Below are 22,584 nucleotides of genomic sequence, written 5' to 3'. Positions count from 1 at the left end.
TTGCTTGGAAAGACCTGGAATTCTTCGCCCGGCTTAAGACTAAATCAAACGGCGCTGCGGCAGGTTGCGAGGACTGGCGTCAGAATGCCGCCGGAGCCTTGTGGAAGAATCCATGCTGCAAACCCTCACCCGCATGCCGGCGGACATGTCGTCGGAGTCGCGGCGCAAGCTCCTCAACGCGGTGACCGACCTCTTCCTGCTCGACACTGATCCGAGCGAGGAATCGAAGGACCATTACGGCGACATCGCGCTGCGCTCGCTGCCGCATCTCGATGCGGAGGGCCGCCGCGACTATGCCGACTCGGTCGCCGCAACGAGCTCCTTGCCCCGGCCGGTCGCGGTAACGCTGGCGAACGACGCCGATGCCGGCGTCGCTCGGCTCGTGCTCAAGCTCTCCCCGGTGCTGACCGACACCGACCTCGCGGCCATCGCCATCAGCCAGACACCGGCGCATCTCGTCGCCATCGCCGAGCGTACCCGCCTGTCGGAAGGCCTCACCGACATCCTGGTCGAGCGTGGCGACAGCGCCGTGCTGCGTACCGTCTCGGGCAATGAGGGCGCGCAGTTCTCGGATCGCGGCTTCGACCGGCTGCTGCAGCGCGGCGGCGACGACGCCGTGGTGGGTGAGGCGCTGGCGCGCCGTTCCGACCTGTCGCCGCAGCGGGCCGAACGCGTGCTGCGCATCGTCGAGCAGATGTCCGATCCCAACGCCGAGACCGGCTCGCATCAGGCCGCGGCGATGGCGCGGCAGGCGCGGCAGCAGCGCCGCGAAGTCCGGCTGCTGATCGCCGATCTCCAGGCCGGCACCCGCAGCCTCGGCGAAGTCGTCGAGATGCTGTCGGAGGAGGATCGCGCCTTCCACCTCGCCCAGGTGATCGCGACCAGCGCCGAGATCAGCAACGAGCAGGCCCTGCGCGTGCTGATGCAGCGCGACGTCAGCGGCATCGCCGTGCTGGCGCGCATGCTCGGGCTCGGCAAGCACACATTTCATGCCATCCTGGAACTGCGCGCACGACGCCTCTACTTCAAGGCCAAGGATATCGAGGACGATCTCAAGGCCTATGAGCAACTCGACATGGCCACCGCCGAACGGACGATGCGGTTCCTGCGCCTCAAGACCAAGCTGGGCTGACGGCCGGACGGCGCGCCACAAAAGCGCGACAATCTCACTCTCACCTGCTATGCCATGAGCATGATCCCGGCCATCGGCACCACACGCGTGACGCTTCTTTCAGCCGGCGCAGCCTTGGCCGCGCTGCTCGCGACCCACGCCCCGGCACAGGCCCAGGCCTTCCTGCCGCTGTCCGGCTTCGGCGTCCTGCCTTCCTTCGCCTGGTCACAGCCGACCCTGTCGCCCGGCGGCGTCAAATGGGAAGGCTCCTATGCCCGCATCTCCAGCGGCTTCCAGGTCAGCAGCTCGAAGCATTACGGAACGTCCGCCGGACCGGTGATCGGGCTGGAAGCCGGCAAGATGTGGCGCGATGGCGACTTCATCTACGGCATCGCCGGAGCCCTCGAATTCTCCCCCGCCTTCGGCGGCTATGCCAATCCCGGCTTCAACCGCGCGACCTATACCCGCGACATCTCCGGTGCCTTCCAGGTCAAGGCCGGCGTGTTCGCGACGCCCGACGTGCTGCTCTACACCACGGTCGGCCTGGCGGCGGCCAACGAGACCTTCCGCTATGGCGCGACCTCGTTCTCGGCGCCGTTCTCGCGCTCCGACATCGCCGTCAGGCCGGAGGCGCGCGCCGGCGTCGAATGGGCGGTCACCGACAAGCTGACGCTCGGCTTCGAAGTCGGCGTCGTCGGCCCGGCGATGCGCTGAGGGAGCGATTCAAGAGGCTGCAAGCTTGATTCAAGCTGTTGGCCAATTGAATCAGCAAATTGACATAACTCTCTGACCAGGTACCAGAATTTTCCCGCGGCCAACGCTCTCACATCGTCAGATTGAGCGAGACCGCGTGCTTGTCGGACCAAGCCCTAATCTCGCGAAAGACGACGCCAAGATCCCGCGCTGATGGCGTCAGTTCATACTCTACCCGCGGCGGCACCTCCGGATAGATCGTACGCTTGACGAGGCCGTGCGCCTCGAGGTCGCGCAGCTGGGTCGTCAGCATATGTTGGGTGATGCCTGGGATCGAGCGACGCAATTCGCCGAAGCGCAGCGTCCCTTGCCCGAGCCGCCACAGGATCTCGCCTTTCCACTTGCCGGTCAGGACGCGCATGGCGGCGTGAAATTGCTCGACCGCCGCGGAACTAGGGCAAGCATCTGATTCCGCTAGCGTTTCCACATTGCGATCCAGGTCTCGCAGCTCAATAGTCTCATTTTCCATACTACAGCACAAATTTCATCCTACTTGTGTTTTCGATCTTACTCTCGATTTTCTCGCGATGAAAGCGGCGGGGACGGCCCGCCGTAGCCCTCGGGCATTCCTCGGAGACATCGATGTCAGTCACTGAAGTTTCGGCGGCGCCGCGTTGGCGCCTACTCGGCCTGCGGGCCGCCAAGGCATTGCTCGCCGCCGCCTTCGCAGCCGCCGGCGGCGCCAAGCTCGCCGGCCTGCAGCCCATGATCGATGTCTTCGACACGATCGGCTTCGGGCAATGGTTCCGTTATCTGACCGGGACGATCGAGTTCGCTGGCGCAGCCGCCCTGCTCCGGCCCGCATTCGCCGGTTTTGCTGCCCTGCTGCTGGCCGCGACCATGGTCGGCGCCACCTTGGCGCACCTCACGGTCCTGCCGGGCTCACCGCTGCCCGCCGTGATCCTGCTTGCGCTCTGCCTGTTGGTTGCAGGCGCCCATCGCAGCGCGATCGAGGCAGCGGCCAAGTCGGTGCTTCTCGGCCAAGACTGAGCCAGCCCGGCTCGCGCTATTCCCACCCGCCCCAACCGGAGCAACTCCATGTCGCGTCTGATCACCGCCACTCTGCTGGCGCTCACCCTATCGGCCTGCCATACCACCGATCTCGGCCGCTCGGTCGGCTGGCCGACGCCGCAGCGCACCGCCAGATGACGATGCGCCAGCAGCCTCCTGCCTTGGTCAGCCCCCGAATTTGTTGTTCTTCGGGAACCCCTTGGGCGGCAGGCGGCCGGCCTCGGCGCGGTGGCCGAGCCATTCGAGCAATTCGGCTTGCGCCACCGTCCAGGTCCGGTTCGAGGAATCGAGCCAGGTCAGCCCGTCCTCCAGCTTGAAGACCTTGGCGTCCGACAAGCCGCCATCCTTGTAGCGCTGCAGCCTGACACCCTTGCCGCGGCCCATCTCCGCGACCTCGGAGATCGGGAAGCAGAGCAGCTTGCGGTTCTGCCCGATGATCGCGACATGATCGCCCTCGGCCGGCACCGCCAGCATCGCCTCCATCGGCGCCTCGACGTTCAGCACCTGCTTGCCCTTGCGGGTATTGGCGACGACATCGTCGGTCGGCACGACGAAGCCGCGCCCCTCGGTCGTCGCGACCAGCAGCTTCAGGCCGGCTCTGTAGGGGAACGCGGCAACTATTTCGGCGCTCTCCTCCAGCTCGATCATCAGCCGGATCGGATCGCCGAAGCCGCGCCCGCCGGGCAGCTTCGAGGCCTCCAGCGTGAAGACCTTGCCGTTGGTCGCCATCACCAGGATCTTGGACGTCGTCTCGCTGAAGAAGGCGGTGCGGAGGCCGTCATCCCCCTTGAAGGACAGGGTCGAGAGGTCCTGGACATGGCCCTTCAGCGCCCGGATCCAGCCCTTTTTCGAGATCACCACCGTCACCGGCTCGCGTTCGACCATGGCCTGGGTCAGGTCGATATCGGCGGTATCGGGCATGTCGGCGAAGGTCGTGCGGCGCTTGCCGATCGCCGTTTCCGGGCCGAACAGCTTCTTCACCTCGCGGATGTCCCAGGAGATGGTCTTCCACTGCTGGGCCTCGGAGGCGAGCAGGCCCTCGATCTGGCCCTTCTCCTTCGTCAGCTCGTCGAACTCGGTCTTGAGCTGCATCTCCTCCAGCTTGCGCAAAGCGCGCAGGCGGGTGTCGAGAATGGCGTTGGCCTGGACCTCGTTGAGCTCGAATACCTTCATCAGCTCGATCTTGGGCTCGTCCTCCTCGCGGATGATTTTGATCACCCGATCGAGATCGAGATAGACGATCAGCAGGCCGGCGAGGATTTCGAGGCGCTTGTCGATCTGGCCGAGGCGGAAGCGCGAGCGCCGCTGCAAGACCTCGCGGCGATGGTCGAGCCAGGCACGCAGAGCTTCAGCAAGGCTGAGCACGCGCGGCACGACACCGCCGGTCAGCACGTTCATGTTCATCGGAACGCGCGCTTCCAGCTCGGAGAGCCTGAACAGCGATTCCATCATCAGGTTGGCGTCGACATTGCGGGCGCGCGGCTCGATGACGACGCGAATGTCCTCGGCCGACTCGTCGCGCAGGTCCGCGACCAGCGGCAGTTTCCGGTCGTTGAGCAATTCGGCGATCTTCTCGATCAGCCGACCCTTCTGGACCCCGTAGGGGATTTCGGTGACGACGGCGAACCAGGTGCCCCTGCCCTGGTCCTCGACATGCCAGCGCGCCCGCGTGCGGAACCCGCCACGGCCGGTGCGGTAGGTCTCGACCATCGACGAGCGCGACTCGACGATGATGCCGCCGGTCGGGAAATCCGGCCCCGGCACGAAGGTCATCAACTGCTCGGACGTCGTCTCCGGATGCTGGATCAGATAGAGCGCCGCGTCGCAGAGTTCGGCGGCGTTGTGCGGCGGGATCGAGGTCGCCATGCCGACCGCGATGCCCTGCGAGCCGTTGGCGAGCAGGTTCGGGAAGGCGGCCGGGAGCACCATCGGCTCCTCGTCCTCACCATTATAGGTCTCGCGGAAATCGACCGCGTCCTCCTCGATCCCGTCGAGCAGGAGGCGCGCGACCTCGGTCATCCGCGCTTCGGTATAGCGGTAGGCGGCGGCGTTATCGCCGTCGATATTGCCGAAATTGCCCTGGCCGTCGACGAGCGGGTAGCGCTGAGCGAAGTCCTGAGCGAGGCGCACCAGCGCATCGTAGACCGACTGGTCGCCATGCGGGTGGAACTTGCCGATGACGTCGCCGACGATGCGGGCGCACTTCTTGTGGACCTGGCCAGGGTCGAGCCGCAGCAGGCGCATGGCGTGCAGGATGCGGCGATGGACGGGCTTCAACCCGTCGCGCGCATCCGGCAAGGCGCGGTGCATGATCGTCGAGAGCGCATAGGCGAGGTAGCGCTCCTCGAGCGCGCTCTTCAGATCGACGCGCTCGGCTTCCCCCTCCGGAGGCGGCTCGACGGGTTTGCCCATGCTTCTACCAATCTAGTTCGACACGCAGCCCAGCAGAGGGGCCGATACCGGTCCATACCTCGCAAGCACGAGGGAATAAGGGCCCGAATCACTTGATGCAACGATGCAGCCGGGATGCAAGCGACGCAAAGCGCCGAGACCTGAAAACCAGCGGAAATCAGTGGATTCTCGCTGCCAGCTCCAGCAGGCGCGCCCGCTCGGGCGGCTCCAGCAGGCCGCGCGGCTCGTAGAGGTCACGGCGCAGGAAGAAACCGGTCAGCGCGAAGCCGGCGGCGATCTCGGCCGGCGCCGGCCGGCGCGCGCCCTGCCCCTCGCTGAGGAAGGCCGGCAGGCTGAGGAGCCGGTCGAGATAGGGCTCGGCTGCCTTGCGGCTGACCGCCTTGCCGGATTTCGGCGAGACATGGCTGAGATCTTCGCGGATGCCGGTGACGGCACAGCGTTCGAGCGAAAGCCCGTAGCCGAGCTCGGAGAGCATGGCGAGCTCGAAGCGCACCATCAGTGCCGGTGCGATCGCGATCTCGTCGAGATGGGAGAGCAGCACCGAGAGGCCCTCATAAAGGCCGGGATGGGGATCGCGCTCCGGCAGCAGGCGCAGCAGCCCAGCGACATTGGCGAGGCCGTAGAGCGCGACCGGCTGGGCCATCAGCCTGGCCGCATGCGAAGTCAGCAGCTCGACCTTGTACTCGCCGAGATGCTCGTCGAGCCGCGCCCGCCAGGTCAGCGAGACGAGATTGCCGGGCTGCAGCACCGGTTGCTGCCTGCTGGAGCGGCCACCGCGGACGAGGCCGAGATGGCGACCATGGTCGCGCGTCATCACCTCCAGGATCACGGCGTTCTCGCCATGACGCCTGGCACCGATGACCGTGCCCTCGTCGCTCCATTCCATGCGAGGAGAGTTATGGGCATCAGGGGTGATGTTTCCAGTGCCTTCAGGCGCTGAATTGTCAGCAACAGGCGCGGGATCCCCTATCCTGGAAGGATAGGGGTAGGGGTGAGGTGTTCGGGAGGGATATCGCGAGCCTGAACCCGACCACGCGGTGAGATCTCACGGAACTGGTCTGACCTCCCGCACCTCACCCTGCCCTCTCCTTCCAGGAGAGGGTTCCCCGCGCCTCAAACTGCGAGGTCGGCTCACGCCACATACTGCGCGATGCCGCCGCCGAACGACCAGTCCTCGCGCTTGACCTCGACGAGGTTGATGAAGATGTCGTCGGGCTTCAGGCCCGGCTCCTTCTGCAGGTTCTCGGCGATGGCGGCATAGAGCGCCTTCTTCTGGGTGACGCCGCGAGTGTTGGCGACGGTAAGCTGGATGATCACCAGCGCGTCGCTGCGATTGAAGCCGAAATAGTTGTTGTCGAAGATGAACTCCTCAGCCTCGTGCTGATGCACCACGGCGAAGAGGTCGTTCTCCGGCACCTCGAAGGTCGCGCGGAGGGCGCGATAGACGCCATCGACGATGGCGGCGGGGTGCGAGGCCGGGCGGCCGCGGCGCATCGAAATCCGGATCAGAGGCATGATGGGCTCCATGGGATAGGCGGCCTTCGCCGCCGACGCCCTGAAACTAGGCTTGTTCGTTTAATCTGAAAACACTATCTTTGATTATATCAATGATATCAAATTGCGATCCAAGATGAGCAACACACTCGATCTCGACGGCGTCGCCGCCTTCCTGCGCGCGGCGGAGTTCAGCAGCTTCACCCGCGCTGCCGAGGCGCTCGGCACGGCGCAATCGCTGATCTCGACGCGCATCAAGAAGCTGGAGGAGGCGCTCGGCCAATTGCTGCTGCAGCGGCATCCGCGGCTTGTGCGATTGACCGCAGAGGGCGAGCGCTTTCTGCCGGCAGCGCGCGAGCTGATGGCGGCGCATGAACGGGCGCGAACCTCGTTCCAGCAGGTCCAGGAGCGCATCAGCATCGGCATCAGCGAACAGGCGGTGGGAGCCGATGCCCCCGCCCTGCTGGCACGACTGGCACGCCACGACCCCTCTCTGGTGATCGGGCTGCGTATCGAGCCCTCCGCTGCGCTCGATACGGCCTTCGAGCGCGGCGAGCTCGATGTCGCGGTGATCCGCCGGCTCGGGCCGGGGCGTACCGGCGAGGTGCTGCGACGTGACGCCTTCGGCTGGTTCGGCGCGCCCTCGCTGGCGAAGTCGGATGGGCCGGTGCCGCTGGTCAGCCTGATGCCGGAATGCCGCCTGCGCCGCCATGCCATGGATGCGCTCGACAGCGCCGGCCTGCCCTGGCGCGAAGCCTTCATCGGCGGCGGCATGGCAGCCGTGCTGGCGGCCGTTGAAGGCGGGCTCGGCGTCTCGCCATTGGCGGCGCGCATCGCGCCGCGCGGGGCGGTCGACCTCGGTCCCAGTTGGGGACTGCCGGCGCTCGACACCTTCGACGTCGTGCTACGCAGCAATGTCGCGACGCCGCGCGCCAACGCCTTCGTCAGAGAGCTCGCCGCGGCGTTCCGGGCGGGATAGCCCCCCCCTTACGCCACCACCCTCTCGACCCGGCTGATCACCCGTTTCTCGCGCAACTCGCTGATGATCGCGCTGAGATGCTTCAGGTCCCAGACCGTCAGGTCGATGGTGACGTCGGTGAAATCAGGCGTCGGGCGGACCATCGAGACGGCGTCGATATTGCCGTCATGCTCGGCGATGGTGGTGGTGATCTGGGCGAGCGAGCCGGGCTCGTTGATCGAGTTGAGCTGGATGCGCGCCGGGAAGCGTTGCGGGCGCTTCTCGTCGAGGTCCCAGCGCACGTCGAGCCAGCGCTCCGGCTCGTTGTCGAAAGCGGCGAGCGAGGGCGACTGGATCGGATAGATCGTCACCGCCTCGCCCGGCGTCAGGATGCCGACGATGCGGTCGCCCGGCACGGCGCCGCCGCCCGGCGCGAAGCGCACCGGCAGGTCGCCGCCGAGGCCGCGGATCGGGATCGCGTCGGAGCCCGGCGTCTCGTTCGGCAGCTTGAACTTGAGGTTTTCGCCCTGGCGCAGTTCGAACCAGCCCTTGCCGGGCGGGGGCGCCTTGGCCTCACCAGTGACGCCGCGCTTCTCCGGTTCGAGATCGGGATAGACCGCCCGCACGACGTCGCCCGAAAACATCTCGCCGCGCCCGACCGCCGCAAGGACGTCGTCGACGGCGGTACGCGCGAGCCGCTTCAGCGCGGCCTTTAGCTTGTCGTCCGAGAACGGGCGCTCGGCCCGCATGAAGGCGCGTTCCAGGATCTGGCGGCCGAGGCCGGCATATTGCCGCCGCACCGCGACGCGCGTGGCGCGGCGGATGGCCGCCCTGGCCTTGCCGGTGACCACCAGCGATTCCCAGGCGGCCGGCGGGGCCTGGCCCTCGGCGCGGGTGATCTCGACCTCGTCGCCGTTCTGGAGTTCGGTCAGCAGCGGCGCGATCCGGCCGTTGATCTTGGCGCCGACAGCGGTGTTGCCGACATCGGTGTGGACCGCATAGGCGAAGTCGATCGGCGTCGCCCCGCGCGGCAGGGCGATCAGACGGCCCTTCGGCGTGAAGCAGAAGACCTGGTCGTGGAAGAGCTCGAGCTTGGTGTGCTCGAGGAACTCCTCGGGATTGTCGCCCTCGGCCAGCAGGTCGACGGTGCGGCGCAGCCATTGATAGGCCCGGCTCTCGTCGGCCGCGGCGACGACGCCGGCCGTCCGCCCGTCCTTATAGCGGGCATGGGCGGCGATGCCGAATTCGGCGACGCGGTCCATCCCGTCGGTGCGGATCTGCAGTTCGACGCGCTGGCGGCCTGGGCCGACCACGGTGGTGTGCAGCGAGCGATAGTCGTTCTGCTTCGGCGTCGAGATGTAGTCCTTGTACCGGCCCGGCACCATCGGCCAGGTCATATGGACGATGCCGAGCACGCGGTAGCAGTCCTCCGGCTTGTCGATGATCACGCGGAAACCGAAGATATCGGAGAGCTGCTCGAAGGAGACGGATTTGCGCTCCATCTTCTTCCAGATCGAATAAGGGCGCTTGCGCCGGCCATAGACCTGCGCCTCGATGCCGCGCTCGGCGAGCTTGGTCTTGAGATCGCTCTCGATCTCGCCGATGACCTTGCCCTCGCGCTGGGTCACTTCTTCCAGCCGCTTGGTGATGGTGGCGTGCGCTTCCGGCTTGATATGGCGGAAAGCGAGTTCCTCCAGCTCCTCGCGCAGCTCCTGCATGCCCATGCGGCCAGCGAGCGGCGCATAGATCTCGATCGTCTCCTCGGCGACGCGCAGGCGCTTTTCCGGCGGCACGTAGTGGAGCGTGCGCATGTTGTGCAGCCGGTCGGCGAGCTTGACCAGCAGCACGCGGATATCGTCGACGATAGCGAGCAGCAGCTTGCGGAAGTTCTCGCCCTGCGCCGCTTTCTTCGAGACGAGGTCGAGCTTCTTGATCTTGGTGAGGCCATCGACGAGGCGGCGGATATCGGGCCCGAACAGGGTCTCGATCTCCTCCAGCGTCGCCTCGGTGTCCTCGACGGTATCGTGCAGCACGGCGGCGACGATGGTGGCATCGTCGAGCTTGAGCTCGGTCAGGATCGCCGCGACTTCGAGCGGATGGGCGAAGAACGGGTCGCCCGAGGCGCGCTTCTGCGTGCCATGCGCACGCATGGCATAGACATAGGCGCGGTTGAGCAGTTCCTCGTCGGTGTTCGGGTTATAGCGCTTGACCCGGTCGACAAGCTCATATTGCCGCATCATGCCCATGCGGGCGCAACTCCACCGCTCAACTCGATAGGATTCGCTTCAATATCGACGATGGCGGCAGGATACGGCAAGGCCAATCCGTACAAGAGGGGCATGAAAAAAGCCCGGCAGGGCCGGGCTTTAGCAGATATCGTCAACGCTTTCCGACAGCTCAGTCCTCGTCGTCGGCGCTCTCGGTCGGCGGGACGAGCCCATCGAGGCCGCGCAGCAGATCGTCTTCGCTCATCCGATCGAACTGGACTTCCGAATCGGGGGTGGCGACATGCGACTGCGAGGTCAGCAGCGGCACGGTGTCGGCCTCCGGCTCGTCGACCTCGACATGCTTCTGCAGCGAGTGGATCAGGTCTTCCTTGAGATCCTCGGGGGTGAGCTTCTCGTCGGCGATCTCGCGCAGGGCGACGACCGGGTTCTTGTCGTTGTCGCGCTGGACGAGGATCGAGGAGCCCGAGGCGATCATGCGGGCGCGGTGGCTCGCGAGGAGAACCAGCTCAAAGCGGTTCTCGACCTTGTCGATGCAGTCCTCAACGGTGACGCGAGCCATTCGCGGCTCCTTCTGATCGTGCGCGATGCGATGGAAAGGTTGAACGGCGCTCATACAGGCTGAGCGCCGCAGATGCAAGGTTTTGAACCGGCTTGCCGAAGACGCTGGCGATCACGGCGACGCGACCGCCTTCAACCACTGCCGGACAGCCTCGACATCGGCGCTGGCCATGTTCTCTTCCGTCGCGACCAGATGATAGTGATGCCCTTCGATGATAGGGCCGAAAGGGTGAACGAGCACGCCGCGCGCCAGCTCGTCCTCGACCATGAGCAGACTGGCGATGACGACACCCTGCCCGGCGACCGCCGCCTGGATCGCATGGCTTTCATCGGTGATACGCAGGCCGGCATCGACCTTCAGGCCTGGCACCTGCGCCAGGGCCTGCCAGCGCCGCCAATCCGGCTGCAGGTCCCGACGGTGCCACTCCGAATGGATCAGCGTCGCCGCGGTGAGATCACTGGGAGTGCGCAGGCTGAGCGAGGGGCTGCAGACGACGCCGAAGCGGTCCTGGCACAGCACTTCGGAGGTCAGCCCCGTGAACGGCCCTGCCCCGTAACGCACGGCGATGTCGGCCGCGCCACCAGCCAGATCGACGGCATCGTCCGAAGCGTGCAGCCGCAGCGCGAATTGCGGCCACTGCGCCTGGAACGAGCTCAGGGCCGGAATCAGACGGCGAGCGGTGAAGAGCGTGGTCGCAGTGACCGTCACGGCACTGCGCCGGGGCTGCGGCGACAGCTCGGCGATAACGCGCGCGAACCTGTCCAGCCCCTCCCTCAGCACGGGGTAGAGCTGTGCCCCGGCCGGCGTCAGCGAGACCCGCCGGACATGCCGCTCGAACAGCGGCAGGCCGAGCGTCGCCTCCAGCAGCCGCAGTTGATGGCTGATCGCAGTCGGCGTCACCGCCAGTTCATCGGCCGCCTTCCGGAAGCTCAGATGCCGCGCCGCCGCTTCGAACGCGCGGAGCGCGGCCAGAGGCGGGAGCTTTCGAGGGCTTGTCATAGATGAAACAATCTCATCTATTGGCTGAGGAATTTGCCTTTGTCGTGCAGCTGAATAGCGACTTATCTGAAGGAAAGCGAGAGCTTCGCATGAGCTACTCGGTTTCATGGAGAGCACTATGCAGCCCCTCAACATCCTTCAGATCGATGCCAGCGCCCGCCCTGGGCTGTCCGGGATCGACCCGCGCGGATCGCACACCCGCCGCCTGACCCGCCGCTTCATCGAGCGCTGGCAGGAGGCACGGCCGCAGGACAGCGTGGCCTATCGGGATGTCGGCCAGCAGTCGCCCTCGCCCGTCAGCGGCGACTGGATCGCGGCAGCCTTCACCCGCCCCGAACGCCGCGACGAGGCAGCGCGGGCCTGTCTCGCCGAGAGCGATGTCCTGGTGCAGGAATTGCTGCGCGCCGACCTGATCGTGATCGGGGCGCCGATGTATAATTTTGGCCTGCCCGCCCAGCTCAAGGCCTGGGTCGACAATGTCGTGCGCGTCGGCGTCACCTTCGGCTTCGACCGCAGCCGGCAGGGCGAGCCCTATTGGCCGATGCTGCCAGCCGGAAAGCGCCTCGTCATCCTCTCCTCGCGCGGTGACTATGGCTACGATCCCGGCGGGCGCCTGGGAGACATCAATCTGGTTGAGCGCGGCCTCACCGTGCCGATGGGCTATATCGGCCTGACGGAAACGCATTCGATCGCCATCGAATATGACGAGTTCGCCGATGAGCGCCTGCGGGCATCGATCTCGGCAGCCGAAGCCGCTGTCGACGATCTCGTCGGGGAACTCGCGCTGAACCTGGTTGACACAACAGGCCGGGAGCCGCTGCTAGCCTGACAGAGCCGCATCGCCGATGCGATGGGGCGGCGCGCCTGCCGTCAGAGCCCGCGCATACGGGCGACGAGTTCCTCGACTAGCGGCTCGCGGTGCTCCGCCTGCACCGACACCCGACCTGCCATCGCCGGCAGTTCCTCGGGTCGCTGCTCGGAAAAACGCATGCGCATCGTCGTCGCGACCGCCTCGCCGAAGGCGATCGCCTCGCGATTACCGATCGAGGAGAGGAAGGCGATGGTGCTGGCCGAGGCATCGGCGATCGCGGCGCGGATGATCTCCTGGTCGCGATCATTGCCGAGGCGCATGGCGAAGACGGTCGAGCATTGCGACAGGATGGTCGGGTCGAGTTCGCCGGGACGCTGCGTCACCATGCCGAGATAAGCGCCGTATTTGCGCCCCTCCTTGGCAATGCGGGCGATGGCCTGACGCGTCGGCGCGAAGCCGAGCGCCCGGTCCTGCGGCACATAGCGATGCGCTTCCTCGCAGAGCAGCAGGATCTCGTAGCTGCCGCGGCTTGCCATGGCGAGGTCGAAGGCGAGCCGCGCCAGGCTGGACGCGACGGCGTTGACGACCTCCGAGGGCAACCCGGCAAGCTGGAAGACGGTAATCGGCCGGCCCCGATGCGGAACGCGGAAGACCTGGCTGATCACCGGAGCGATCGTCTCCATGCTGTTGGCATGGGCGAAGAGGAAGCCGTAGCGCGGATCGGCGTGCAGCGTCTCCAGTCGCACCCTGAGCGCGCGCAGGGTCACACGCGGATAGCGCAATTCGTGGAGGCCGATCAGCTCGTCGATCGCCGCGAAGAGATCGGCAAGGCGATAAGGCGCGGCGAGCTCGGCTGTTCCGCTGGCTTCGGTCGGGCGACGTGCGGCGCCTAGCTCCAACGGCCGCTTCAGCACGCTGCTGCCGAGATCGCGCGCCATGTCCTGCGGCGATACGGTACGATAGCGGCTGCGCGCGACGGCGATGACCTCACGCAGGATCTCTGCCTCGTCTTCCAGCGGCGGGCGGCCGCGAAAGACGATGTCGGCGAACTCCTCGAACCGGAACAGCCAAAACGGCAGGTCGAGCGTGCTCGCATCGATCCGCGCGGAGTTCTCGGGGAAGGCGTGGGCGTATTCGTTGTGGGGATCGAGGATCAGCACGCGCAGATTCGGCCTGGCCGCGACCGCCTTGCGCAGGATCAGCGCGACGGCGCTGGACTTGCCGACACCGGTGGTGCCGAGCACGGCGAAATGCCGCGACAGCAGGCGCTCGATGTCGACGCTCGCCGCGATGCCCGCATCCTGCGTCAGGCTGCCGAGGACGACGCCCTTGCGCTGACCGAGATCGTGGATGCGCTCCAGGTCGCGCGAGCGGATGCGGTGCGCGGGCGTTCCGATCGGCGGATAGGTGGTGATGCCGCTGTCGAAGCGCGCCGCGCCGTTCTCGCCATCGACGACCTCGCCGAGCAGCTCGACCTCGACCGCTATGGAATTGGGCCCAGCCTCGTTCCAGGCCGACTCCAGTGCGCGCATCTCGTAGACCAGCCCGACGATGCGGCTTCTGCCGAGATTGATCGAGAGCAGGCGGCCGATAGCGCAGCCATCCTGCGTACCCGGCGCCGCCCCGGACGCACTCGCCGCGATCGTGGCGCGCGAGCCGGAACAGGCGATGACGCGGCCAAGCGCACGGTCGGCCGGCTGGTTCGGATCACGCCGGTCGGATGCGATCTCGTTCTCGAACTGCCGGTGGTTTGCGGGAAGCTGCATGACGGGTACGAAAACGCCCAAGGGAGTTTTCGGAGGCTAATTTCCAGGACTTAACAACAGGCACGCCGCATATTTCGTGCATTTTCAGATTAAACACGCATTGCGTGTATCGATTGATCAAGAACGCTGACGGTGTCGATCACATTGCTTGCCTTGAACCATCGCCGGACGCGGCGTAGACGGCAGATGACGGAGGGGCGACGATGACCGAGAACCGCTTGCGCCTAGGCGTGAACATCGACCATGTCGCGACCGTGCGGAATGCGCGCGGCGGCGCCCTGCCCGATCCGGTGCGTGCTGCCCTTCTCGCGGTGGCTGCTGGCGCCGACGGCATCACCGCCCACTTACGCGAAGACCGGCGTCATATCCGCGACGCCGACATGGCAAGGTTGGCAACCGAATTGTCCAAGCCGCTCAATTTCGAGCTGGCCGCGACGGCGGAGATGATCGGTCTTGCCGAGAGGTTCAAGCCGCACGCCGCATGCCTCGTGCCCGAGAAACGCGAGGAGCGCACCACCGAAGGCGGGCTCGACGTGGTCGGCCAGGCGCATGCGCTCGCAGCTCCGATCGCCCGGCTGAAGGCAGCCGGCTGCCGCGTCTCGCTGTTCATCGAGGCAGACGAGGCGCCGATCGCCATGGCGGCGAAGCTCGGTGCGCCGGTGGTCGAGCTGCATACCGGCACCTGGTGCCATGCGGTCGCCGACGGCCATGCCGACAAGGCCGAGGCCGAGTTCCAGCGGCTCGCCAATGGCGCGGCGTTCGCCGCCTCGCTCGGTCTCGAAGTCCATGCCGGCCACGGGCTCGACTACGAGACCGCCCGCAAGCTCGCCGGCGTTCGCGCCTTCGTCGAATTCAACATCGGCCATTTCCTGATCGGTGAAGCGATCTTCGTCGGGCTGGAAACGGCCATCGCGGTGATGCGGCGAGCGATGGACGAGGGCCGCGCAGCCAGCTAGACCGCTGGAATGATCCTCGGCATCGGCTCCGATCTCTGCGACATCCGCCGCATCGAGAACTCGCTCGCCCGCTTCGGCGAGCGCTTTACGCAGCGCATTTTCACGCCGGGCGAGCAGGCGAAATCCGATCGCCGCGCCACGCGCGCGGCCTCTTATGCCCGTCGCTTCGCCGCCAAGGAGGCCTGCTCGAAGGCGCTCGGCACCGGCATCAGGTCAGGCGTGTTCTGGCGCGATATGGAGGTGGTGAACCTGCCGAGCGGGCGGCCGACCATGCGGCTCACCGGCGGCGCTGCAGCGCGTCTCGCGCAGATGCTGCCACCGGGCCATGAGGCGGTCGTGCATGTCTCGCTGACCGACGACCCGCCTTTGGCCCAGGCCTTCGTGGTGATCGAGGCCAGGCCCATCCAGGCCTGACCTCGGATTGCATATCGTGTGCGGCCAGGGCCGGCCTCAGCCGGTGACCTGGTCCTGCGACTCACCGCTCAGCCAGCGATAGATCACGCCGCCGAGCACGCCGCCGATGATCGGCGCCAGCCAGAACAGCCAGAGCTGCTGCAGGGCCCAGCCGCCGACGAAGAGCGCCGGGCCGGTCGAGCGCGCCGGGTTCACCGAGGTGTTGGTGACCGGGATGCTGACCAGGTGGATCAAGGCGAGGCCGAGGCCGATGGCGAGCGGAGCGAAGCCGGCCGGCGCCTTGCCATGGGTCGCGCCCATGATGATGAACAGGAACATCATGGTCATCACCACCTCGGTCAGGAAGGCCGAGGCCAGGCCGTATTTGCCGGGCGAGTGCTCGCCATAGCCGTTGGAGGCGAAGCCCTTGGCGAGATCGAAGCCCGGCGCGCCGACCGCGATGAAATAGAGCACGGTAGCGGCGAGGATGGCGCCGACAACCTGGGCGACGATGTAGGGCACCACCTGGCCGGCCGGGAAGCGCCCGCCGGCGGCGAGGCCGATCGTGACGGCCGGGTTGAGATGGCAGCCGGAGATATGGCCGATCGAATAGGCCATGGTGACGACGGTCAAACCGAACGCGAGAGAGACGCCAAGCAACCCGATGCCGACCTGCGGAAAGCCCGCCGCGATCACGGCGCTGCCGCAGCCGGCAAAGGTCAGCCAGAAGGTCCCAATCACCTCTGCGACGTAGTTTTTCGTGCTCATCTCGATTCGCCCTTTGGTTGCGACCACAGGACTGTGATCGCGGTATAATCCAGCGTCAATCTGGCGCAGATGCAGGGGCATGCAGCGCCGATGTGGGTTATCGCGCCATCGACGCAGGCGGTGTTTCCCCGCGCCCCTGCCTGCAACCGGGTTCGCCCTTCGGCAGCGCTCGCAGGGGCGCCCTGCGCTGAGGGCACCATCCGGGGCTTTTCGGCGCCGGCCGATAGGAGTATCGGCACGGCGTGCCTTCGGCCCGTGCAAGGGCCGTCCATCCCGCCCATATTGCCTTGCCAGAGCGCGCCTTCGTTGTCCGACGCACGATAGTCGGCTAGACCGCGCACTCGAACCGTAGCCAGCAGGAGGCCCGTGTGGCCAACGACGCCGAGATCAAGAGCAAGACCAAGGACGAAGGTGGCATCCTCGAGACGGTCAAGGTCGTCGTCCAGGCGCTGCTGATCGCCCTGGTGATCCGGACACTGCTGTTCCAGCCCTTCAACATCCCCTCGGGCTCGCTGATCCCGACGCTGCTGATCGGCGACTACCTGTTCGTCTCGAAATACACCTATGGCTACTCGAAGCATTCGATGCCGTTCAGCCCGCCGCTGTTCCAGGGCCGGGTCTGGGCCGCCGAGCCCAAGCGCGGCGATATCGCCGTGTTCAAGCTGCCGAGCGACGGATCGACCGATTACATCAAGCGCGTCATCGGCCTGCCGGGCGACCGCATCCAGATGATCGACGGCATCCTCCACATCAACAACGCGCCGGTGAAGCGCGAGCGGATCGCCGATTTCGTCACCACCGATGCCTGGGGCCGCTCCGCTCCCGTGATCCAGTATCGCGAGACCCTGCCGAACGGGGTCAGCCACCAGATCATCGAGCGCGAGGGTGACACCGGCACCTTTGACAACACGCCGGTGTTCACGGTGCCGGCCGGCCATTTCTTCATGATGGGCGACAATCGCGACAACTCGCTCGATTCGCGCGACCGCAGCGTCGGCTACGTGCCGTTCGAGAACTTCGTCGGCCGCGCCGAGATCATCTTCTTCTCGATCGACGAGGGCGCGTCGGCCTGGCGCATCTGGGAATGGCCCTGGACGGTGCGCTGGAACCGCATGTTCTCGACGATCAAGTGAGCAAGCCCACCGATAGCGGCCGCAAGCTGCCTGAGCTCTCCCGGCTCGAGGACAGGCTCGGCCACCGCTTCCGCGACCGGGCCCTGCTCGAGACGGCGCTCACCCATATGAGCGCCGATCCGCGCCGGCTCGCGAGCTATCAGCGGCTCGAGTTCCTGGGAGACCGCGTGCTCGGCCTCTCGGTCGCCGACATGCTGTTCACCACCTATCCGCAGGCCGAGGAAGGCGACATGTCGCGCCGCCTCGCCGACCTCGTGCGCAAGGAGACCTGCGCGGCGGTTGCCGCCGCCTGGGACGTCGGCCCGTACCTGCGGCTCGGCGAGGGCGAGATCCTCTCGGGCGCGCGCAAGAACAAGGCGATCCTGGCCGATGCCTGCGAGGCGATCATCGGTGCCGTCTTCATCGACGGCGGCTATGATGCCGCACGCAAGCTGGTCGAGGCCGGCTTCGGCGAGCGCCTGCTGACGCCGGTGACGCCCTTGCGCGACGCCAAGACCGCGTTGCAGGAATGGGCGCAGGGACAGGGCCATCCGACGCCGACCTATGCCGAGCGCGGCCGCTCCGGCCCCGACCATGCGCCGATCTTCCGTATCGCGGTACGGATCGGCTCATTGGTGGAAGCAGAGGCCGAAGGCCGCTCGAAGCGGCTGGCCGAGCAGGCGGCGGCCGAAGCCTTCCTGCGGCGGCAGGGACTGTGGAACGAAGGAGCGGAGGCCGACCATGGCTGAGGGCGACCAGCAAACCCGCTGCGGCTTCGTCGCGCTGATCGGCGCGCCCAATGCCGGCAAGTCGACGCTGCTCAACCAGCTCGTCGGCGCCAAGATCTCGATCGTCTCGCGCAAGGTGCAGACGACGCGCACCCAGGTGCGCGGCATCGCCCTCTCCGGCCCGACACAGGTCATCTTCGTCGACACGCCCGGCATCTTCGCGCCCAAGCGCCGGCTCGACCGCGCCATGGTGACCAGCGCCTGGGGCGGGGCGACCGATGCCGACCTGATCGGCGTGCTGATCGATGTCGGCCGCTTCGACCATGAAGAGAACACCGCGCTGCTGGAGAAGCTCGCCGAACTCAGGCAGCCGAAGTTCCTGATCCTCAACAAGATCGACACGATCCCGAAAGAGAAGCTGCTCGCCATCACCGCGGCGGTGAACGAGCAGGCCACGTTCGAGACGACCTTCATGGTCGCGGCGCTGACCGGCTATGGCGTCAAGGACATCCTGAGCTGGCTGGAGACCCGGCTGAAGCCCGGCCCCTGGCTCTATCCCGAGGACCAGATCTCGGATGCGCCGCTGCGCTTCCTCGCCGCCGAGATCACCCGCGAGAAGATCTTCGAGCGCCTGCACGACGAGCTTCCCTATCGCTCGACCGTCGAGACCGAGAGCTGGCAGCAGCGCCCGGACGGCTCGGTCCGGATCGAGCAGACGATCTATGTCGAGCGCGAGGGCCAGCGAAAGATCGTGCTCGGCGAAGGCGGCCAGACGATCAAGGCGATTGGCCAGAAGGCGCGCGTCGAGATCGCCGAAGCGGCCGAGGCGAAGGTCCACCTCTTCCTCTTCGTCAAGGTCCGAGAGAATTGGAGCGACGATCCGGAGCGCTATCGCGAGATGGGCCTGGAATTTCCCAAAAGATGAGCACCTGCGTGCCTGCACGCGCAAATGGCAAAATTCATTCACAATCTTGCGCGGTACGTCGCATTCACCACATAAACACCGAAGGACCGCTCGATTTGGAGCGCCAGCCTGACATTATTCAACCTTGATCCGTGCCGATTCTTATTGATCGACTCGATTTGAGCAGGAGCCATTACATGGCAGGTGAACCGCGCATCGCGCTCTTCATCGACGGAGCCAACCTTTACGCGACGTCGAAGCAGCTCGGCTTCGACATGGATTACCGACGTTTGCTCAAGGAATTCCAGAGCCGCGGCAATCTGATCCGAGCCTTCTACTTCACGACACTCGTGGAAAGCGAAGAATACACCTCGATCAGACCATTGGTCGACTGGCTCGACTACAACGGCTACCGCGTCGTCACCAAGGCGGCCAAGGAGTTCACCGACGCGACCGGCCGTCGCCGCGTCAAGGGCAACATGGACATCGAGCTCGCCATCGAGATGCTCGAGCTCGCCCCCCATCTCGACCACATCTACCTGTTCTCCGGTGATGGCGATTTCCGCCCGCTGGTCGAGGCGGTGCAGCGCAAGGGTGTCAAGGTCTCGGTGGTCTCGACCATAAACACCAATCCGCCGATGGTCGCCGACGATCTGCGCCGGCAATGCGACGAGTTCGTCGAACTCGCCAGCCTGATGCAGAAGGTCGGCCGCGACCCGGCCGAGCGCGCCGCGCGCGCGCCCGGCGCCGGCAACCCCGGGCTGGAACGCCGCTATGGCATCCGCCAGGGCGACGAGCCCCCGGAGGGCTGAACCTGCCCCGCCCTATCGCGTTGTCGATGCAGGAGCAGCGGCGTTGAGCCGCGGGCACTTGACCGCGGCGGCGGCTCGCGCAAGCTCTGTTTCCGCAACGACACCGGAGGGCACGCCTTGGAACGCCGCAGCTTTCTCACCGGCCTCGCCGCCGGTTCAGCCTTCGTGATCGCCCGTCCGGCGCTGGTGCTGGCGCAGGCGGCCCCCGCGCCGGCTCCTGCCGCGCCACCACCAGTCTTCACGCTGCCGAAGCTGAGCTATGCCTACGAAGCACTGGAGCCGGTCATCGACGCGCAGACCATGCGCATCCACCATTCGCTGCATCATCAAGCTTATGTGAACGGCGCCAACGCGGCCGCCGGCCAGTGGGAAGCGCTGCGCACCACGCCGATCGAGACGGTGCTCGCCGATCTCAGCACCGCACCCGACAATGCCCGCACCGCCGTGCGCAACAATGTCGGCGGCCACTGGAATCACAGTTTCTTCTGGGAGCTGATGACACCGGGCGGAGCCCAACAGCCCGGCGCCGAGCTGAAGAGCGCGATCGACGGCGCTTTCGGCTCGATGCTGGAGCTGGTGCAGAAGGTCAACCAGGCCGGCGCGACGCGCTTCGGCTCGGGCTGGGCCTGGCTCGTCGTCGACAAGGACAAGAAGCTGGCGATCATCTCGACCGCGAACCAGGACACACCGCTCGAGCTCGGAGCCAAGGCGGTGCTCGGCATCGATGTCTGGGAGCACGCCTATTACCTGAAGTACCAGAACCGCCGGCCGGAATACCTGGCCGCCTGGTGGAAGACAGTGAACTGGGACAAGGCGAACGAGAACTTCAAGAAGGCGATGAGCTGACCATACGGAACCTGCCCCTTCCCTTCCCGTTACAGTTGTAATGGGGATGTAAGGGGCAGACCATGCCGGACGATGCCAGCGATATCGCGCACGCCTGCTACCAGGCCTATGTCGACAAGGATCGGGCCGCGCTCGAAGCCCTCATCGCCGAGGACTTCCATTTCAGCAGTCCGCTCGACAACCGGCTCGACCGCGAGACCTATTTCGAGCGCTGCTGGCCGAACAGCGAGCGCATCCGCGCCTGCACGTTCAAACACCTCATCGCGCTCGGTGAGACCGTCTTCGTCAGCTATGAGGGCGAAGCCATCGACGGCAAGGGCTTCCGGAACACCGAGATCCTGACGATCCGAGGCGGCAAGATCGTCGAGGTCGAGGTCTATTTCGGCTGGTCCCTGCCCCATCCGGCGCCGGAGGGAAGCTTCGTAGAGCCCAATGAGCTCCCCCAGTAAACGCAGCTGCCCGCGGCCTACCCGCCCGTTTTCAGAATGCGCGCCTTGTCGCGGTTCCAGTCGCGGGTCTTCTCGGTCTCGCGCTTGTCGTGCAGCTTCTTGCCCTTGCCGAGGCCGAGCTCGACCTTCGCCCGGCCCTTGTCGTTGAAATAGACCTTGAGCGGGATGACGGTGTAGCCCTCGCGCTGGATCGCGCCCATCAGCTTGTCGATCTGGCGGCGGTGCAGCAGCAGCTTGCGCGGCCGGCGGACATCATGATTGAAGCGGTTGGCTTCCAGATATTCCGGGATATGGGCGTTGAACAGGAAGAGCTCGGTGCCCATCGGCCCGGCATAGCTCTCGCCGATCGTCGCCCTGCCGCCGCGCAGCGACTTGATCTCGGTGCCCTGCAGGGCAATGCCGGCTTCCAAGGTCTCGGTGATGGCATAGCTGTAGCGCGCCTTGCGGTTGTCGGCCGCAAGCTTGTAGCGCTCGGGATCTGGCTTGCTCATCGAAACACTCCGGTAGTCGGCATTGCCGACTACCTCACTTAAGCATTCAGCAGGCCGGCGTGAACCATGGCGCTGCGGATGGTTTCGCCCGTCGCCGGCGTGACCGGCAGCAGCGGCAGGCGAACCTCTTCCTCGATCCGGCCAAGGCGCTTCAGCCCGTGCTTGGCGCCGGCGAGGCCCGGCTCCTTGAAGATGGCGTCATGCAGCGGCACCAGCCGGTCCTGGAGCTTCAGGGCCCCGGCATAGTCGCCCTTGAGGGCGCAGGCCATCAGATCGGCACAGAGCTTGGGCGCGACATTGGCGACGACCGAGATGCAGCCATGGCCGCCGGCGGCCATGTATGCGAGCGCCGTCATGTCCTCGCCCGAGAGCTGGATGAAGTCCGGACCGAGCACATGGCGCTGCAGCGAGACGCGGGCGAGATTGGCGGTCGCGTCCTTCACCCCGGCGATGTTCTTCAGCTCGTACAGGCGTGCCATCGTCTCGACCGACATGTCGACGACCGAGCGCGGCGGAATGTTGTAGATGATGATCGGAATCCCGACCGCATCGTTCACCGCCTTGAAGTGCTGGTACATGCCTTCCTGGGTCGGCTTGTTGTAGTAGGGCGTGACCACGAGCACGGCCTGGGCGCCAGCCTTCTCGGCGTGCCTGGCCAGCGAGATCGCCTCGGTGGTGTTGTTCGAGCCGGCGCCGGCGATAACCGGCACTCTGCCCCTGGCCTGATCGATGACGATCTCGGTGACGTGGCCGTGCTCGTCATGGCTGAGCGTCGGGCTCTCGCCAGTGGTGCCGACCGGAACCAGCGCGGTCGAGCCGCTCTCGATCTGCCAGTCGACCAAAGCGCGCAACGTCGCCTCGTCGATCTTGCCGCCCTTGAACGGCGTCACCAGCGCGGGCATCGAACCGGTGAGTGGCGCATGCTTGGTCATGGACGGTCCTGAAAACGACAAAGTTCGGCGTGAAACGGTTTCCCGCCAAAAAACAGGCGACAGACATAGCCTTTCAGCTGCAGTCCGCAAA

General features: G+C 66.1%; 24 protein-coding genes. 13 read left to right on the top strand and 11 right to left on the bottom strand.

The genetic code is table 11. The features are described 5' to 3' along the window. Positions 1 to 112: 112 nt before the first annotated feature. Both VGV58_RS25915 and VGV58_RS25910 read left to right on the top strand, forming a co-directional pair. Positions 113 to 1,132, top strand: coding sequence for a DUF2336 domain-containing protein (locus VGV58_RS25915; RefSeq protein ID WP_326876946.1), 1,020 nt, complete (start codon positions 113 to 115; stop codon positions 1,130 to 1,132). Between the two features lie 54 nt (positions 1,133 to 1,186). After that, the gene (locus VGV58_RS25910; protein WP_326876945.1) at positions 1,187 to 1,825 is read left to right on the top strand and encodes an outer membrane protein; all 639 of its coding nucleotides are present in this window, start codon (positions 1,187 to 1,189) and stop codon (positions 1,823 to 1,825) included. 109 nt (positions 1,826 to 1,934) lie between these two features. Here VGV58_RS25910 and VGV58_RS25905 read toward each other — a convergent pair whose 3' ends face one another. After that, positions 1,935 to 2,225: a winged helix-turn-helix transcriptional regulator gene (locus VGV58_RS25905; protein ID WP_326876944.1), complete on the bottom strand. Its 291-nt coding sequence runs from the start codon at positions 2,223 to 2,225 to the stop codon at positions 1,935 to 1,937. A gap of 221 nt (positions 2,226 to 2,446) precedes the next feature. Between VGV58_RS25905 and VGV58_RS25900 the strand changes: the two genes are divergently transcribed. Then, positions 2,447 to 2,854, top strand: coding sequence for a DoxX family protein (locus VGV58_RS25900; RefSeq protein ID WP_326876943.1), 408 nt, complete (start codon positions 2,447 to 2,449; stop codon positions 2,852 to 2,854). Positions 2,855 to 3,040: 186 nt separating this feature from the next. Here the strand turns inward: VGV58_RS25900 and parC are convergent, their stop codons facing one another. The 3 genes from parC to VGV58_RS25885 form a co-directional block, all read right to left on the bottom strand. Beyond that, entirely contained in the window at positions 3,041 to 5,287 is a 2,247-nt protein-coding gene (parC, locus tag VGV58_RS25895; RefSeq protein ID WP_326876942.1) for a DNA topoisomerase IV subunit A, read from the bottom strand. A gap of 157 nt (positions 5,288 to 5,444) precedes the next feature. Then, positions 5,445 to 6,173: a DNA repair protein RecO gene (recO, locus tag VGV58_RS25890; protein ID WP_326876941.1), complete on the bottom strand. Its 729-nt coding sequence runs from the start codon at positions 6,171 to 6,173 to the stop codon at positions 5,445 to 5,447. A 245-nt stretch (positions 6,174 to 6,418) separates the two neighbouring features. Next, positions 6,419 to 6,802 (bottom strand): tautomerase family protein, encoded by a 384-nt coding sequence (locus VGV58_RS25885; RefSeq protein WP_126112688.1) that lies wholly within the window; start codon positions 6,800 to 6,802, stop codon positions 6,419 to 6,421. A gap of 115 nt (positions 6,803 to 6,917) precedes the next feature. Between VGV58_RS25885 and VGV58_RS25880 the strand changes: the two genes are divergently transcribed. Beyond that, the gene (locus tag VGV58_RS25880; protein ID WP_326876940.1) at positions 6,918 to 7,760 is read left to right on the top strand and encodes a LysR substrate-binding domain-containing protein; all 843 of its coding nucleotides are present in this window, start codon (positions 6,918 to 6,920) and stop codon (positions 7,758 to 7,760) included. An 8-nt stretch (positions 7,761 to 7,768) separates the two neighbouring features. On the opposite strand, the gene VGV58_RS25875 is transcribed toward VGV58_RS25880, so the two are convergent. The 3 genes from VGV58_RS25875 to VGV58_RS25865 all read right to left on the bottom strand — a co-directional run bounded on the left by VGV58_RS25875 (position 7,769) and on the right by VGV58_RS25865 (position 11,525). Then, a complete protein-coding gene (locus VGV58_RS25875; protein ID WP_326877078.1) occupies positions 7,769 to 9,979 on the bottom strand; it encodes a RelA/SpoT family protein in 2,211 nt (736 codons plus the stop codon). Between the two features lie 157 nt (positions 9,980 to 10,136). After that, positions 10,137 to 10,526, bottom strand: a complete 390-nt coding sequence (gene rpoZ, locus VGV58_RS25870) for a DNA-directed RNA polymerase subunit omega (protein WP_057192190.1) — start codon at positions 10,524 to 10,526, stop codon at positions 10,137 to 10,139. A 111-nt stretch (positions 10,527 to 10,637) separates the two neighbouring features. Then, complete coding sequence (locus VGV58_RS25865; protein ID WP_326876938.1) at positions 10,638 to 11,525, bottom strand: LysR substrate-binding domain-containing protein; 888 nt, start codon at positions 11,523 to 11,525, stop codon at positions 10,638 to 10,640. 118 nt (positions 11,526 to 11,643) lie between these two features. On the opposite strand from VGV58_RS25865, the gene VGV58_RS25860 reads away from it, so the two are divergent. Then, the gene (locus VGV58_RS25860) at positions 11,644 to 12,354 is read left to right on the top strand and encodes an FMN-dependent NADH-azoreductase (protein ID WP_326876937.1); all 711 of its coding nucleotides are present in this window, start codon (positions 11,644 to 11,646) and stop codon (positions 12,352 to 12,354) included. 41 nt (positions 12,355 to 12,395) lie between these two features. Here VGV58_RS25860 and VGV58_RS25855 read toward each other — a convergent pair whose 3' ends face one another. Beyond that, a complete protein-coding gene (locus VGV58_RS25855; protein WP_326876936.1) occupies positions 12,396 to 14,102 on the bottom strand; it encodes an ATP-binding protein in 1,707 nt (568 codons plus the stop codon). Positions 14,103 to 14,305: 203 nt separating this feature from the next. Between VGV58_RS25855 and VGV58_RS25850 the strand changes: the two genes are divergently transcribed. Both VGV58_RS25850 and acpS read left to right on the top strand, forming a co-directional pair. After that, on the top strand, positions 14,306 to 15,058 hold the full coding sequence (locus VGV58_RS25850) for a pyridoxine 5'-phosphate synthase (protein ID WP_326876935.1): 753 nt from the start codon (positions 14,306 to 14,308) through the stop codon (positions 15,056 to 15,058). Between the two features lie 9 nt (positions 15,059 to 15,067). Continuing rightward, positions 15,068 to 15,472, top strand: a complete 405-nt coding sequence (acpS, locus tag VGV58_RS25845) for a holo-ACP synthase (RefSeq protein ID WP_326876934.1) — start codon at positions 15,068 to 15,070, stop codon at positions 15,470 to 15,472. A gap of 36 nt (positions 15,473 to 15,508) precedes the next feature. Here the strand turns inward: acpS and aqpZ are convergent, their stop codons facing one another. Beyond that, a complete protein-coding gene (gene aqpZ, locus VGV58_RS25840; protein WP_326876933.1) occupies positions 15,509 to 16,219 on the bottom strand; it encodes an aquaporin Z in 711 nt (236 codons plus the stop codon). A 368-nt stretch (positions 16,220 to 16,587) separates the two neighbouring features. Between aqpZ and lepB the strand changes: the two genes are divergently transcribed. From lepB to VGV58_RS25810, 6 genes are all read left to right on the top strand, one after another. Further along, positions 16,588 to 17,352 (top strand): signal peptidase I, encoded by a 765-nt coding sequence (lepB, locus tag VGV58_RS25835; RefSeq protein WP_326876932.1) that lies wholly within the window; start codon positions 16,588 to 16,590, stop codon positions 17,350 to 17,352. Further along, positions 17,349 to 18,080 (top strand): ribonuclease III, encoded by a 732-nt coding sequence (gene rnc, locus VGV58_RS25830; protein WP_326876931.1) that lies wholly within the window; start codon positions 17,349 to 17,351, stop codon positions 18,078 to 18,080. Before lepB ends, rnc begins: the two co-directional genes overlap by 4 nt. After that, positions 18,073 to 18,984, top strand: coding sequence for a GTPase Era (gene era / locus VGV58_RS25825; RefSeq protein ID WP_326876930.1), 912 nt, complete (start codon positions 18,073 to 18,075; stop codon positions 18,982 to 18,984). Before rnc ends, era begins: the two co-directional genes overlap by 8 nt. A gap of 176 nt (positions 18,985 to 19,160) precedes the next feature. Further along, positions 19,161 to 19,775: a LabA-like NYN domain-containing protein gene (locus tag VGV58_RS25820; RefSeq protein WP_326876929.1), complete on the top strand. Its 615-nt coding sequence runs from the start codon at positions 19,161 to 19,163 to the stop codon at positions 19,773 to 19,775. Between the two features lie 117 nt (positions 19,776 to 19,892). After that, positions 19,893 to 20,621 (top strand): superoxide dismutase, encoded by a 729-nt coding sequence (locus VGV58_RS25815; protein ID WP_349256516.1) that lies wholly within the window; start codon positions 19,893 to 19,895, stop codon positions 20,619 to 20,621. Positions 20,622 to 20,683: 62 nt separating this feature from the next. Continuing rightward, complete coding sequence (locus VGV58_RS25810; protein ID WP_326876928.1) at positions 20,684 to 21,070, top strand: nuclear transport factor 2 family protein; 387 nt, start codon at positions 20,684 to 20,686, stop codon at positions 21,068 to 21,070. A gap of 17 nt (positions 21,071 to 21,087) precedes the next feature. Here the strand turns inward: VGV58_RS25810 and smpB are convergent, their stop codons facing one another. Both smpB and dapA read right to left on the bottom strand, forming a co-directional pair. Next, positions 21,088 to 21,561, bottom strand: coding sequence for an SsrA-binding protein SmpB (gene smpB, locus VGV58_RS25805; RefSeq protein WP_326876927.1), 474 nt, complete (start codon positions 21,559 to 21,561; stop codon positions 21,088 to 21,090). Between the two features lie 38 nt (positions 21,562 to 21,599). Next, positions 21,600 to 22,493, bottom strand: coding sequence for a 4-hydroxy-tetrahydrodipicolinate synthase (dapA, locus tag VGV58_RS25800; RefSeq protein ID WP_326876926.1), 894 nt, complete (start codon positions 22,491 to 22,493; stop codon positions 21,600 to 21,602). Positions 22,494 to 22,584: the final 91 nt, after the last annotated feature.

It is taken from the genome of Allobosea sp. (assembly GCF_035944895.1).
Taxonomy (GTDB): domain Bacteria; phylum Pseudomonadota; class Alphaproteobacteria; order Rhizobiales; family Beijerinckiaceae; genus Allobosea.
The sequence above is the reverse complement of the archived record's forward strand: the minus strand, read 5'-3'. Positions and strand labels throughout refer to the sequence as shown.